General features: G+C 46.4%; 12 protein-coding genes. 1 reads left to right on the forward strand and 11 read right to left on the reverse strand.

Features of this window, described 5'->3' with window-relative positions; translation table 11 throughout:
- Nucleotides 1–23 precede the first annotated feature (23 nt).
- The 11 genes from AC3WTJ_RS06330 to AC3WTJ_RS06380 all read right to left on the reverse strand — a co-directional run bounded on the left by AC3WTJ_RS06330 (nucleotide 24) and on the right by AC3WTJ_RS06380 (nucleotide 13,420).
- Nucleotides 24–1,556 (reverse strand): extracellular solute-binding protein, encoded by a 1,533-nt coding sequence (locus AC3WTJ_RS06330; RefSeq protein ID WP_492521116.1) that lies wholly within the window; start codon nucleotides 1,554–1,556, stop codon nucleotides 24–26.
- Nucleotides 1,557–1,646: 90 nt separating this feature from the next.
- On the reverse strand, nucleotides 1,647–2,567 hold the full coding sequence (locus tag AC3WTJ_RS06335) for a carbohydrate ABC transporter permease (protein WP_492521117.1): 921 nt from the start codon (nucleotides 2,565–2,567) through the stop codon (nucleotides 1,647–1,649).
- Nucleotides 2,568–2,588: 21 nt separating this feature from the next.
- On the reverse strand, nucleotides 2,589–3,527 hold the full coding sequence (locus AC3WTJ_RS06340; RefSeq protein ID WP_492521653.1) for an ABC transporter permease: 939 nt from the start codon (nucleotides 3,525–3,527) through the stop codon (nucleotides 2,589–2,591).
- Nucleotides 3,528–3,746: 219 nt separating this feature from the next.
- On the reverse strand, nucleotides 3,747–5,345 hold the full coding sequence (locus AC3WTJ_RS06345; protein WP_492521118.1) for a response regulator: 1,599 nt from the start codon (nucleotides 5,343–5,345) through the stop codon (nucleotides 3,747–3,749).
- A gap of 137 nt (nucleotides 5,346–5,482) precedes the next feature.
- Entirely contained in the window at nucleotides 5,483–5,842 is a 360-nt protein-coding gene (locus AC3WTJ_RS06350) for a Rieske (2Fe-2S) protein (RefSeq protein WP_492521119.1), read from the reverse strand.
- A gap of 15 nt (nucleotides 5,843–5,857) precedes the next feature.
- Entirely contained in the window at nucleotides 5,858–6,913 is a 1,056-nt protein-coding gene (locus tag AC3WTJ_RS06355; RefSeq protein WP_492521120.1) for an amidohydrolase family protein, read from the reverse strand.
- A 63-nt stretch (nucleotides 6,914–6,976) separates the two neighbouring features.
- Entirely contained in the window at nucleotides 6,977–8,542 is a 1,566-nt protein-coding gene (locus AC3WTJ_RS06360) for an extracellular solute-binding protein (protein WP_492521121.1), read from the reverse strand.
- A 77-nt stretch (nucleotides 8,543–8,619) separates the two neighbouring features.
- Nucleotides 8,620–9,480: a carbohydrate ABC transporter permease gene (locus AC3WTJ_RS06365; RefSeq protein ID WP_492521122.1), complete on the reverse strand. Its 861-nt coding sequence runs from the start codon at nucleotides 9,478–9,480 to the stop codon at nucleotides 8,620–8,622.
- Nucleotides 9,481–9,493: 13 nt separating this feature from the next.
- Nucleotides 9,494–10,414: an ABC transporter permease gene (locus AC3WTJ_RS06370; protein WP_492521123.1), complete on the reverse strand. Its 921-nt coding sequence runs from the start codon at nucleotides 10,412–10,414 to the stop codon at nucleotides 9,494–9,496.
- 198 nt (nucleotides 10,415–10,612) lie between these two features.
- Nucleotides 10,613–12,790, reverse strand: coding sequence for a helix-turn-helix domain-containing protein (locus tag AC3WTJ_RS06375; protein WP_492521124.1), 2,178 nt, complete (start codon nucleotides 12,788–12,790; stop codon nucleotides 10,613–10,615).
- Nucleotides 12,791–13,000: 210 nt separating this feature from the next.
- Nucleotides 13,001–13,420, reverse strand: coding sequence for a GTP pyrophosphokinase (locus AC3WTJ_RS06380; RefSeq protein ID WP_492521125.1), 420 nt, complete (start codon nucleotides 13,418–13,420; stop codon nucleotides 13,001–13,003).
- A 218-nt stretch (nucleotides 13,421–13,638) separates the two neighbouring features.
- On the opposite strand from AC3WTJ_RS06380, the gene AC3WTJ_RS06385 reads away from it, so the two are divergent.
- Nucleotides 13,639–14,619: an aldo/keto reductase gene (locus AC3WTJ_RS06385; protein WP_492521126.1), complete on the forward strand. Its 981-nt coding sequence runs from the start codon at nucleotides 13,639–13,641 to the stop codon at nucleotides 14,617–14,619.
- Nucleotides 14,620–14,638: the final 19 nt, after the last annotated feature.

Below are 14,638 nucleotides of genomic sequence, written 5' to 3' on the forward strand. Positions count from 1 at the left end.
AAAACCACAGGGGATGCCGCTTCTTACTTCTTGTTGGCTGCGTACCATTCATTGGCCGCTTTCGTCATATCGTCGCCGCCATCGGCTTTCCACTGAGCCAAAAATTTATCATAATTTTCAAGCGGTTCAGCACCTGTGATGTACTTCAAGAAGGTGTCTTCCATTAGCTTTTGCAGCTTCTGGCTGTTTTTGCCGATAGCCTCAAGCGGTGGTGCGAAGGCAAGGGGGTCAACGACCATGTTCCCTTTGGCAGCTTCTTGATTTTTATTAAACGCATCCGTCAAAATAGGATCTTTGCGCACCCGTGCTTGCCAATAGATCGGATAGTTTTTCTCATCCACACCTGTCAGGAACGAAGAAGCGTTATTGTATTGATCATTAAAAATCGGAAGAATCGGGAAATAATTTCCGTTTTCCACTTTATAATGAACGCCTTCTTTACCAATCGATGCTTCTTTATGAATATCTTTGTCCAGCTTCAAATCCAGATATTTGATGATCTCTTCTTTCTTCTCCGCCCACTTCGGAATTCCTACGTAAAAGCTGATTCCAGCACTCGCCATGACTAGAACTTTGCCATCGTCCCCTTTGAGGTAAGGCAGGCTGGCAATTTTGGCGTTCGGCGAATTTTTAAGCAGGGCGTTTTGAACCGTTGGGGCATTAAAATAACCGTTTGATATAATGGCTGTTTTACCGCTTGTAAAGTTTTCAATCACTTTATTCGCTTGGTTAAGCGACCATTCTTGGTCAATCAATTTCTCGGAGTAAAGTTTTTTCATGAACTCCAAATATTTTTTCATATTCGGATTTTCAACGGTATTCACGAGTTTTCCATTTATATCCTGCCAACCCGTCGTTAAGGTTGATTGTATCATGGTTAGTCCGAAAGTCGGTAGTATTTCAGGAAGCAGCGGGCTTTTACCACCTGACATGGCCATGACATTCTTCTTTTCTTTAATCGTTTTCATCACATTGTATAGTTCATCACGCGTGGTTGGTGGCTTCAGTCCCAGCTCATCCATCCAGTCTTGACGGATGATTAGCGCCGAATTAACGACCGTTCCTGAACCCGTTTGCGGGATGCCGTAAATTTTACCGTTTAGCTTAGCCCCGTTCCAGGAATTTTGCGAGATCACGTTTTTCATATTGGTCCCGTATTTGTTAACCAGCTCGTCGATTGGCTCCAAAGCGCCAGAAGAAGCAAGTTTCGAATATTGAGGACCCGTGAGCAGCATGAAGGCATATTGTTCTTTATTCGCCATAAGTAAATTCAGTTTATCGTCTGGATTTTCAACCGGCAGCATGTCATACGTGACTTTGTAGCCTGTTTTCTCGTTCAGAAACTTCGCCACAACTTCCGCGTTTGGATCAAATCGAGCGTACTGTAGAAGCGCCTTGAATTCCGGTTTGGGTGCATTCGCGCTTGCGGTTGTGGCAGGAGCCCCGGATGAAGATGGTGCCGCCGTACCGGACGAAGCCCCTCCTTCACTTCCACATGCGGCCAAAGACGCCGCCAAAGTTGTGATCGACAATGCAGCTAAACATTTTTTAAACATGCAGATGCCTCCCTTTTATTCGTATCTCAAAAAGTGCCCTCGACTTGCCCACCACCACCCTTCGAATAGTTCTAGCCGACCTCGCAACAATTAACCTTTAACTGAACCAACCAGCACGCCTTTGACAAAATATTTCTGTAAAAAAGGATAAACGATAACGATGGGAAGCGTAGCCAGAATGATCGAAGCTGCTTGAATCGATTGCGGTGATACATTCAGCGAGGCATCCACATTTGTACGCAGAAACGCATCTGTGGAAGAGACGAAAAGTTCTTTTAAATACAGCTGGAGTGGCTTCATATCGGCTGAATTGATATAAATTAAGGAAGTAAAATAATCGTTCCAGTAAGTAACCGCATAGAACAAACCAATGGTCGCAAGCACGGGCAGCGATAGCGGCAAAATAATGCGCCAAAGAATCGTCATATTGCTGGCACCGTCAATTTTCGCGGATTCCTCAAGGCTGTCGGGCAGGCCTTCGAAATAATTTTTAATAATCAGCATGTTATACACGTTAATCATATATGGCAGAAAGAGCACCGGTAGTTTATCGATCAAATGCAGGGTGTGCATGAGCAAATAGGTTGGGATCAAACCGCCACTGAACAGCATCGTGAATAAATAGAGGAGGATAAAAAACTTACGTCCCCGCAGCCTCGGCTTCGAGAGCGGATATGCGGCTAGCGTTGTCATAAATAAAGAAAGCAGCGATCCAATCAACGTCACCGTGATCGAAATCGTGAATGCGTTCAGAAACATCGCGTTGCTGGCCACATATTGGTAAGTCCCTATTTGAAAATCGATGGGATATAGGGATACCATGCCCGAAACAACGGCTGCCTCACTGCTGAGCGATTTGGCAATCAGATTAACAAATGGAAATATCGTCGAAAGTCCTACTATGATGAAGAACACATAGTTGAGCACGGTAAACACTTTTTCACTGAGAGAAGTGCGAATAACGCTTGTAGCTTTTGCGACTGGAGATTTCACAGTTTGATTAACTTGCATGACATGCCTCCTTTCTCCCGTTTACCAAATACCGCGTCCAAAAAACTTTCGCGCCAATTGGTTTCCCGTAAGTATTAAAATAAAGGCAACCACCGATTCAAACACGCCGACAGCGGTTGAAAAGCTGTAATCCTGCTCGCCTAAACCGACCCGGTATACATAGGTGCCAATTACGTCAGCTACGTTATATACGCTCGGATTGTACATAACGAGAACTTGTTCCGTCCCCGCTTCCAAAACGTAACCAAGCCGGAGAATAAACATCAGCAAGATGATCGGGAGCAAGCCGGGAAGCGTAATATGGAGGATTTGTTTCCATCTATTGGCGCCATCGATTTTCGCTGATTCATAGAGCCCCGGGTCGATGCCGGCCAGAGCAGCCAAGTAGATAATCGTATTCCAGCCCGTCTCCTTCCAGCCTGCGGATGATACCAGAACCGATCGGAAGATATGGCTGTCCAGAAAAAAGCGAACGGGTTCGCCGCCCATAGCGACGATCATTTTATTGACGATACCGCCGTTGGTGGAAAGCAAATCGATGAACAAGCCGCTGACGATAACCCAAGAGAGGAAATGCGGCAAATAAATAACCGTTTGGACACTTCGTTTGAACGCCATGTTTTTCAATTCATTCAGCAGGATGGCGATTACGATTGGAAGCGGAAAAAGAAAGACGATTTTATAAATCGAGATGGCTAACGTATTCTGAAATACCTGCAAGAAGCTGTCGGAGGACAATAATTTCTCGAAATGCTTCCATCCTACCCAAGGACTTGCGGACATGCCATCAAAAATATTGAAATCCTTGAAAGCAATAATAATCCCGTACATCGGCGTGTATTTAAAAATCAGCAGAAATGCGATACCGGGGATGAGAGCCAAATATAGATCCCAATCCTTTCGGATATCGATCCACAATCGCCGGGTATAGCTCTTTTTTGCGTTATTTGGCGTAAGCATAACAGTTTCCTCCGTTGCGGTAGATTCTCTCAAGCTGCCCGCTCCTTCTTGTCTGTCAGTTCTAGATTTAGTGTATCATCAGTCGATTTAATGCGAATTAGAGTAATATTACTTGTTTTGGTACTTTCAGTACTTCTCTATTGAGTTACGGCTTCACAAGTGGAACAAAAAAACCTCCTCCAATAAGGGAGAAGGTTCTATTCAGAAAAGAAGAGGAAATCAAGATCGAACTTCCCCGGGGGTTACCCCCCAATATTTACGGAATACTCTTGTAAAATAACTCACATCCCGGTACCCGACGGCCGCAGCAGCATCATAAACGCGAACGCCTTCTTGCAGCGTAGCCTTTGCCCGCTCCATTTTTCTTTCCATCACATAGGTCGAGAACGCTTTCCCGGTTTCCTGCTTGAACAAACGGCTTAAGTAAGAGGAATTGACATACAGCCGATCAGCTACGGCATGCAGCGTCATCTCCTGGTCGATTTCATTTTCAACGAGGCTTAGAATCGTTTTGATCATATCGTGGCTAGTTGATTTTCGACGTTCTCTCGCATGGGTTAAATAAGCTTTGACCATCCTTTGCAGCCAAATGAAAATTTGCTCTTTGACCATCAGCTCCCGGTGATTATGGAAATAAACATAGTCTTCTCCTGCGACCTCCCGCACGGACCATCCCTGTTTTTGAATCATACGTACAAAAAGACTTTCGAAATATAATATATGCTCATGAATTTCCTCGATGGTTTCCGCTTTGGCCATGCCTCCCTCCCAGAGTGCGGAAAGAATATCAGCCGCCTTATTCTCTTCTCCCGTTTCAAGAGCGATCTCCAGCGCTTTCTCCAAATTCGGCTGCAGCACGAACTCCGGCTCTCTTCCTTGTACTTCTTGATAGGGTATAGCGAGATCGTGACCCAGCATAATCCTGTTCTGCAGCGCCCTGACAGCCTGCACGTACAGCTTGTTCAGATCCTCGCAACCGCCTATCGTTCCGCTAATTCCCGCGCTCGCCGTAAGTCTGAGGCAGCTTAGAACGGTAAAAAGCAGCTTCTCCGTCAGCACATTAATCCTTTGCAGGGCTTCCTTTGGAGCCTCATCCCCCGAGAGCTTATACACGACAACTGTATAACCCGCATAATCTGAAACAACCCAACAGGAAGTGGATTGCAAATATTCTTGCACGATGCTTCCCAGTGAAAATTGGAGCAAGGACATATCTTTCCTGCTGAATCGGGTTTCCGTATCCGGCAGCGGGTCCATATCGACAACAGCCACCGCAAATTGCGCGCCTTTCGGCATGTTCATTTGAAGATACTTGCTTCGCTGTTCAATCTCCCACAACTCGAATTTACCTTTCAGCCACCCTTGCAAAAAGTCGTTCACCAAATAAGGAAGATGCTGCTCCCATCTCTGTTTCAGCTCATCCTCGTTATGGCGCTGTTCCAGTTCTGATCTCAGCTTCTCGGCCGCTTCGAGTACCGTCTCCAGAATTTCCTCGTCGCCAGCCGGCTTCAGCAAGTATTTCATGACTCCTATTGATAGCGCCTCCTGCGCATAAACGAAATCATCATGCCCGCTTAGCACGATGATCTTCAACAAAGGATCGCTCTGACGAAGCTGCTTGGCCAAAGTTAACCCATCCATCTCCGGCATCTGCAGATCGAGCAGAATGATTTCCGGCTTATTGCGGTCGATGAACCGCAGCGCTTCCATTCCGTTCCCTGCTTGTCCGACGACTTCAATCCCGTGTTTGTCCCATGGAATGTTGTTAGCCAGCGCATTTCTAAGGCGAACTTCGTCTTCCACAATTAATAAATTCATGAGATGGACTCCTTTATGGATACGATTTGTATGGAACTTCATTCGCTTTGGATGCTTGCTTTTCCTGCGAAAATCTTCGGATAAAAAAAGGACCGAAAAGGCTGCTTTGCCTCTCCGATCCCTTATCTTCACCCTCATTACGTTCTTTGCAATTGAACGCCGATTCTGCCGTCAAGTACGCTGACTTCAAACGTCTTCAACCAAATCTTCTCGCTGAACAGCGACTTGCCGGTTCGGATATCGAATTCCCAGCCATGCCACGGGCAGCGCAAGATCTCCCCTTTTTTACCATACTCATATTCGTAGACGTCTGAAGGGAGCGTCGTTCCAGAGACGAGTCCGGCACACATAGGCGCACCTTGATGCGGACAATAGTTGTTGATTGCGTAATAGGCACCGTCAATTCGGTAGACGCCGATACTCTTTCCCTCGATTGTGACGACGGCGTGCCCGCCTTCGGGAACTTCGTCTACATCAAGCACATAATGTACCGTCATATGCTCCTCCATCACTTAAAGGTTGTATAAGCTTTTGGCGTTGTCATAAAAGATTTTCCGCTTGGCTTCGGGCTTTAATCTTCGCAGTATCATATCCGGAGAATCGAAATCCCAATGCGGATAATCGCTTGAATAGAGAATCATATTCTCTGCATCGATCATATTGAATAAATCAATCAAGTGCTGCGGATTGTCCGGCTCCTCGATGGGCTGCGTCGTCAAATAGCAATGCTCGCGAATGTATTGACTTGGCATCTTCTTGAGCCATGGGACTGTGGAACGCAGCGCTTTATAGTTCTTATCCAGCCTCCACATCAGATGCGGCAGCCAGGCAATTCCACCCTCGGTCAGCACGACTTTCAGTCGAGGGAATTTCTCGAAAACCCCTTCGCAGACCATCGATACGAGATGAGCCATGAACATTTGAGACAGACAGGTATGCCACTCAATGTAACGGGACGGATATCCAGCCGCCGTAGGCGCTGTTGAACCGCCCCCGCCCTCCGCTCCGGGATGGAGCGCGATAGGAAGACCATTGCGTTCCGCCGCCTCATAAATCGGATGGAATTGGCGTTGGCCGAGAGGCGCGCGCGCCGCACTGGAAATCATCACCTCGACGAAGTCGGGATGCCCTCCCATCCGGTCAATCTCTCTTGCAGCGAGATAGGGATCCTGCGTGGCAACAGCCAAAGCGCCCTTAAACGCCTTATGCTTGCCAAGCCACTCAGCGGCCAAAAAGTCGTTATACGCTGAGCAAATCACCGCTGCATAATCCGCATCATGCGTCGTAGAGATGTTATACACAACTCCAGTGAGTATGCAGTATTCGACGTTATAGCCCTCCAGCAGTTGTTTAATCATCAGATCCGGGTCAGAACCCGCTTTGCCCCCGCCCGGCGGAATGGCGTCTTTCTTCATGACGCCAACCGGCGAGTAGTAACCTGAACCGGAATATCCGATTCCTGTAGCCGCAACGCGTGAACGCCAAGGCTCAGCCAGGTAAGGCAGCAAATCGGAATCGTTCTGCTCATTGTGGACATCCACATCAATGACCTTCATCTTTTCGGCCATCTCTATCCCTCCATTTCGGAGGCCCCTTCTGAGTGAAAGGGCCTCCTTACAGTACCAGTATGATTATTTTTTGCCATATGTGCGCGTGTATGCGGCATTGTACATATTCAGCAGGTCATCTGCTCCCAGCTTTTTCGTCTGATCAATAAATTCCTGCCATGTTTTATCGTTAATCGGTGTTTTACCGGAGACGAATTCAGTCAGCTTTTGCTCCAAATACTTGTTCAAATTGTTCAGCTTCGATTTTTCCAGCTCTAACTCTTCGCTGGTTTTAACGATCTGCTTCGGTGCCGGGATAATAACCGATTCATAGAGCTTGTTAATCGCTTTGCTCTTATCGCTTAAGCCGCTTTCCCATACTGCGCGGGATTTGGCATTGTCCAGCGTAATCATGTCATACCAGACGCCCCAATCTTTCCGTAGTGTTGTAAATGGCGACGCCCCGAAATCCTTGTTGTACACAGGCACACCGTTTGACTTTGTATACGTTTTGCCCTCGATTCCCAGGGATAGATAATTCGAACCTTCTTCACTGAGCAGGTAGTCAAGGAATTGAACGGCTCTGTCTTTATCTTTGACCTTGGCGGAAATCGCGCGCCCCGTAGCGCCTACAACAGAACGCGAGAACTGATAGTTCTTGATGCCGTCAGCAGCGAACTGCGGAATCGCATCCAGCGTGTAATCGGCAATTCCTGCTTTACGTCCTTTATCCATAAGCGTCTCTAGATCGGCCTTCCAGAAGAAGGTAACCAACGATTTGCCCTTAAGAATCCGTTCTTCCCACTGCGCTTGCGTGATCATCGAGAATTCAGGATCCAGCAACTTCTCGTTATACAGTTTATTGAGGAAGATCAGAGAGTCCTTATACCCTTTGTGGTAAGGTGCAAAAGCATATTTACCCGTAGCCGGATCAACGTTATAGAAGCCGTGAATGCCAGTGAAGGCTCTGCCGAATGTCGTGAATAGCCCTGTATCGCCTGTAATGGCGTTGTTGATCAATGGATATGTATCCGGCTGTTTTTCTTTCAGCGTTTTCAGGAACTGGTAAAATTCTTCCACCGAGGTCGGCGCTTTCAATCCGTATTTATCCATAATGTCCTTACGCGTATACCAAATAAAGTTGAACCCTTTGCCTTCGGCGTCGCCCTCGATAACCGGCACGGTGTATATCCCTCCATCGGCTCCCGTTGCAACAGCCTTGGCTTCCGGATATTTATCGAAAAACGCCTTCATATTCGGGGCTTTATCCATGTAATCCTTCAGATTCAGAAACACTTTGTCCGGTCCATGCTGTCTGCCTTCCAGTGTATCTACCTGAATGAAGTCAGTAACCGCATTGGTCGCAATCATGATCTGTTTCTTTTCTTTCAGGCCTTCCTGACTGACCACTTGAAACTCCACCTTTACGCCGGTTTTTGCTTCGATTTCCTTGAAAATTTCCCAGTCTTGACGCACTTTCCCTTCCGGACGGTCATAAGCCAGCCAGGAAAAAGTGATCGGCTTCTTGGACTCTTCTCCTTTTTTGCCATCTCCGGATACGGGCGTATCCTTTGACCCACTCGTACAACCTGCGACCAAGCTGGAAAGCATAACGGCGAATACTGCTGCTGCTACTGTTCTTTTTTTCATGGAAAAACCTCCCCAATGTGTTTAGAAGACTGTTTTAAAACGTCGTTACTAGCTATAGCCGCAATCGCAATCCGATCTTACCCTTTAATACCGCCGATCATCGTACCCTGAACGAAATATTTCTGAATGAACGGGTACACACACAGAATCGGGAGCGTAGCCATCATAATGATCGCGTATTTCATGGTTTGCAGCAGGCTCATATCGCCTTCTCCTTGAATCGTAGTACCGGCTACAAGGATGTTGCGCAGCATAATTTGCAAGGGATACATTGAGCGGTCGTTCAAGTAAATGAGGGCGTCGAAGAAAGCGTTCCACTGGTTCACAGCCGTGAATAGTCCGATTGTGGCCATTACAGGCATCGAGAGCGGCATAACAACTCGCAGAAGCACCTGCAGGGAAGAACAACCGTCTATCGTTGCTGCATCTTCCAGCTCTTCCGGCAAAGCTTCAAAAAACGTCCGCATGATGAATAAATACCAGGTGCTGATCATCGAAGGCAGAACGATGGCCCAGATGGAGTTTAACATGCCCAGCTTTTGCACAACGAGAAACGTTGGGATCATCCCTCCGCTGAACAGCAGTGTGAATGCCGCCATCATCAAGATCAATTTGCGGCCGGGCAGCCATTTTTTCGCTAACGGGTAGGCCATCGCTGCCGTTGTAATCAACGTCAGAATGACATGAACGACCGTGTAACGGATCGTATTCCAGTAGCTGATCCATAGATCTGAATTTGCTGCCAACTGCTTATAAGCGACCAGCGTTACTTTCTTGGGTAAAAGCAGAACATCACCGCTTGAAACCAGAGCGTTATCGCTTATCGAAGCACTAAACACATAGACAAGCGGATAAATCATGACAAGCATAAGAAGGATCATAACGGCGTAATTCAATGTGTCAAAAATGACGGAGGCTGCTGACTGTTTGATTTTCAATAGAGTTCCTCCTTTACCACAAGCTTGTCTCTGCGTGTTTTCTAGCAATGCGGTTTGCACCAATGACGAGAATGAGACCTATGACGGACTGAAATAATCCGACTGCTGTTGCGAAGCTGAAGTCTGCATCTAAAATCCCGCGCCGATAGACGAACGTGTTTATCACATCAGAGGTTTCGTAGTTCATGGAGTTGTAGAGCAGCAAGATTTTCTGAAACCCTGTTTCCATAAAATGGCCTAATGTCAGAACGAACAAAATAATCATCACGGGAATCATACCGATGAAAGTGATGTGGCGCATCTGGTGATAACGGTTCGCTCCGTCCATTTTCGCCGCCTCATACAAGGTCGGATCGATCCCGGCAATCGCTGCCAAATAAAGAATCGTCCCCCACCCGATTTTTTGCCATATTTCCGAGGAGACATAGATCGCTCTGAACCATTCAGGCAGCCCAAGGAAAAGAATCGGCTCCATGCCAAATACTTTCACCAGTAAGAAATTAATGATGCCGGTTTGCGGCGATAGAAACGTAACAAGAATTCCTGCTATAACGACCGTTGATAAAAAGTGCGGCATATAACTGATGCTTTGTGCGATGCGTTTAAACATTTTGTTCTTCAGCTCGTGAAACAAGATGGCGAGAATGATCGGCGCCGGAAAATGGAACAACAGGTCATACACATTTAACATGACCGTATTGCGAATCAATTTCCAAGAATCCGGATTGACATAAAAGAATTCAATAAAGTGCTTAAATCCTACAAATTTACTGCCCAAAATTCCTCTGCCGATCGAATAATCCTGAAAGGCAATGACGACCCCGTACATAGGCACATACTTGAAAATGATGTAGTATAAAATCCCCGGCAGCATTAACAAATATAGCGCTTTATGTTTTTTCAATACGTACCAAATCCCATTACGCTGCTGCATACTGCCTCCCCCCTCCTCCTTTCGGAAGTTGATGGCTTTACTATACCGAGAGCATGGCATTAGCGTAAAGATCGCATAATTACCTCGTGTCTCTTTTTTTACAAGCCCGATTTTATGCGGTTTTTCAGCGTTTTCTCGGCGGTTGTCCGGTGCTGGAAGAAAAAATAGAGACTTCGGAAAAAATGAAGTCTCTATCCTTTAATGATGCATCGTGCGGTATTTCGCGGGCGTGATACCTTCATATTTGCGAAAAGTTCGAATAAACGAATTTCGGCCCCAATAGCCCACTTTCTCCGCGATGTCATCGATTTTCATGTCGGTCTCCAGCAAAAATTGCTTCGCTTTCATAAGCCTGTATTTGGCAATGTACTCCACATACTTCTCGCCCACCGCCTCTTTAAACGTTCGGCTGAAATGCCCGTTCGACATGTTGAGCAGCCCGGCAAAATATTCAATCGAAAGCTCCTCGTTGTAATGCTCATGAATATAATTCAGAATCTCCGAAAACTGCTGCGTGCGCTGATCGGGTTCCTCCGTTCGGAATAAAACACGATGGATGTCAAAGAAACATTGATCCAATTCATCCCACGTCATACAACTGTGCAGCCGATCGTACAAACTAGAAAAAAATGGCACATTAAAATCGTTGTGCTCGGTTTCAACCGCACGAATCCATGTATTCAGCACGTCTGTGCTTAAATATTTGACCTGCATGGCCGTTGCTTTTTTGAGTTTACCGTCCTCCAGCTTCTCACGCACAGACTCCAGCAACCGCTCATATTCCTTGGTTTTGTGCTGATTGAAGATACGGTTCACTTCCTGGACGGATAGAAAACTTTCCCACAACGTGCGTTCACCTACAAGCGGTCCGCGGCATATTTCCACATCGGCATCCAATCCGCGATTCTGCAGGACAGCTAAGGCTTGCTCATATGATTCATGCAGCTCTTCTGCGGCGTTCACAGTTTTCCCGATGCCAATCGTTGCTTTGAAATATTGGCTGTACGACTCCAGCACCAATTTCGTAATGTCCGCAGCCTCTTCCGCGCCTAGATGCAGGAACGTATCGTGGGTAACCACGCAGGCTAACACATCCGGTTTCGTTTGACATAGCCAGACCATGGATGGGGTGGATTTGCGTATCAATTCTTTGATCTCCACGAACATGAAAGACTTGGTCGTCTCCGACAGCCGGTCATACACCTCCGAGTTATAGTGAAAAGCAATACACAGCACTGTGCGCATGGCCATCTTGTCATAGGTAAAATCAATTTCCTTCGCATAATAAGCGATGGACAGCTCGTCTTGATATTCCCCCTGCAATATTTTGGTGATAAAAAGCTCCTGCATCAAGGGGAACATGCCGTTCATTCGCTGTGACAGCTCTTTATTTTCATTGGAGATTTCTTGAATCGGCCGATACAAACGACGGCTTAAATAATACGACACCACGCTGCCCACCACGAGAAAAAAGACCAGAAATCCCCAACTAATCAATCTTGTCATATAAGCGGGCTTCATCAAGGTACGAAGGTCTGCGATGGTCACATAATACCAAGCATCGTTGAACCGGGATTTCACCAGTGACATGGCAATTTCATCTGTGACCAGGAATTGAGATTCAATAACCTTCGAACGCGTATGCTCCAGCACCGCTTTGACTTCTTTATCCGTCAAACTATGCTGATTCAAAATTTCACCTTGGCTAGTAGCAATCGCCGTACCTGTGACCCACTTCTCAGGGATTGAGATTTGTTCTTTCAATTTGTCCTGATCAAAATGCACGACCAGATAAACTTCAGGAGTTTCCGTATTGAACGGATAACTCATAACTGCAGACATGCCGAGCGTACGCGAGTCTATGATATCCATCATTTTTTTACCTGTAAAATGGGCGAGATATTCCGCCTTCTGCTGCTCATCAAGCGGATAAGTCATGTTAAAGTAGTACGCTTTATCCGTATAAATATCGACATCCGCAATCAGGTCATGATTGGCAAAATATAAAAATACCTTTGAGACCAATTTATCCGACTGAAGCTTCATCAATTGTTCTCTGAGGGCATGAAACTGATCCGATCGCTGCTGATTTTCCCGTGAATCGTCAACAACCCTGAGCAGACCTGTTACATTCGAAGAACTGAGCATGTTGATCATATTGGTTTTGAGCGAATCCAGGGCCGTATCGGTTTGCTTGGAAAAATGGCTGATCACGACATCATTCAGCTTTTCGGCATCTTTCTCAATCGTCCGGACGGCAAGCACATGTGCAAGGATACTGGCGACAATAACGGGAATCAAAATCACAATAAAATAGTTGGTAAAAAGCCGCCAAAAAAGGGCAATTCGGAACTTATGTACCTTAGAAATGGCCATCTCGATCGCCCCCTCCCTGTTAAGTTGTCATCCTTTCCAATTAGTAGAATGACTATTGTTTTTATACTATTGAAAAAGAATTGGAGGGTCAATAGATTTTGAAACTTTATTTTATTGCACAAATAACAGAGTGAATTTTTATTTCTTTTTACGACAAAATGAGACAAAAAAACACTCGTATTCCTAACTGGAATGGAGTGTTCTGCGCGTCTAGAACTTGAGCTCTGCGATCGCTTTTTTGTATCTATCAATTCTTGCATAGTCAGCTTCGGTGGGCTGCGGAATTCGGTTGATATCGCAGTTATCCTCCAGATCCAGAAGCTTCACCTTCGAGGCAAGCGGGTTAAGTTTAATGCGTTTAATGAACCCTTCATAACTTTCATCCGCTCTCCTCGTCAAGCAGTCCAGAGCTGCAATGACGTTTGGACTAAATCCTTCATTTTTCAGATCGAATAAGGTCATATTTGAATCCTCAACGACATCGTGTAAGACGGCCACAATGGATTCTTCCGTCGTTTTGGCTTTGCTTGCTAATCGAATCGGATGCAAGATGTAGGGATTTCCGCCCTTGTCGGTTTGACCGTCGTGCGCTTTGGCTGCTAGCAGAATTGCTTTAGTTAATGTACTCATTTCTACACCTTCATTCCGTAATAAGTAACTTTCCCATCATAGCATTATTGCTAAATTACGGCTACAAATAAGCGCTTACCTATAAGTGAGTAGGTATCCCAATGTCTACTAAATAAAAGAAAAGTGCGTACTTCTGCCCCGTCTGTGAATCTAGTAAGATAGAAGTGATGGATACGAACAAGCTTTGCCCAACCTTAACGTTTATGGAGGAGATTACGATGAAATACAGTTATTTGGGGCGTTCTGGTTTGAAAGTGAGCCAATTGTGCCTCGGAACGATGAACTTTGGTGTAGATACCGATGAACAAGAAGCTTTTCGCATCATGGATGCTGCTTTAGATGCCGGAATCAACTTTTTTGATACAGCCAACATTTATGGATGGGGCGAAAATTCAGGCCGCACCGAGGAGATTATCGGCCGATGGTTCGCTCAAGGCGGCAATCGCCGTGAGAAGACCGTTATCGCCACGAAATTCTATGGTGATATGCATGACGCTAACGATGGACCGAACCGCGAAGGCGGTTTATCCGCTTATAAATTGCGCCGTCACTTGGACGCTTCTTTGCGCCGCCTCCAAACCGACCATATCGAGCTGTACCAGATGCATCACGTAGATCGAAACGTATCTTGGGACGAGCTGTGGGAAGCTTTTCAAGTTCCTGTGTACCAAGGCAAAATTGGTTACGTCGGCTCCAGTAACTTCGCCGGGCGTGATCTGGTGAAAGCGCAATATGAAGCCAAATCCCGTCATCTCCTTGGCCTTGTGTCGGAGCAGCATAAATACAGCTTACTCTGCAGATTGCCTGAGCTGGAAGTCCTTCCGGCTGCAGAAGAGCTAGGCATTGGCGTTATCGCTTGGAGTCCTCTCGATGGCGGTCTGCTCGGTGGCAACGCATTAAATCCAATCGCCGGCTCGAAGCGCGCGAGCAACCCTGAGCGTGTCGAAAAACATCGCGCCAAGCTGGAAGCTTTCTCCGCATTATGCAAGGAACTCGGCGAGAGTGAAGCAAATGTAGCCTTGGCTTGGACCCTCGTTCATCCGGCCATGACGGCACCGATTATCGGACCTCGTACGTTGGAGCAATTCGAAAATACGTTACGAGTGGTTGATATCCAACTCGATGCATCCACATTAAGCAAGTTAGATGAAATCTTCCCGGGTCCCGGCGGAGATGCTCCACGAGCGTACGCCTGGTAATAAATAAGGGCTGTCCCGA

It is taken from the genome of Paenibacillus sp. FW101-FHT12H11 (genome assembly GCF_058790355.1).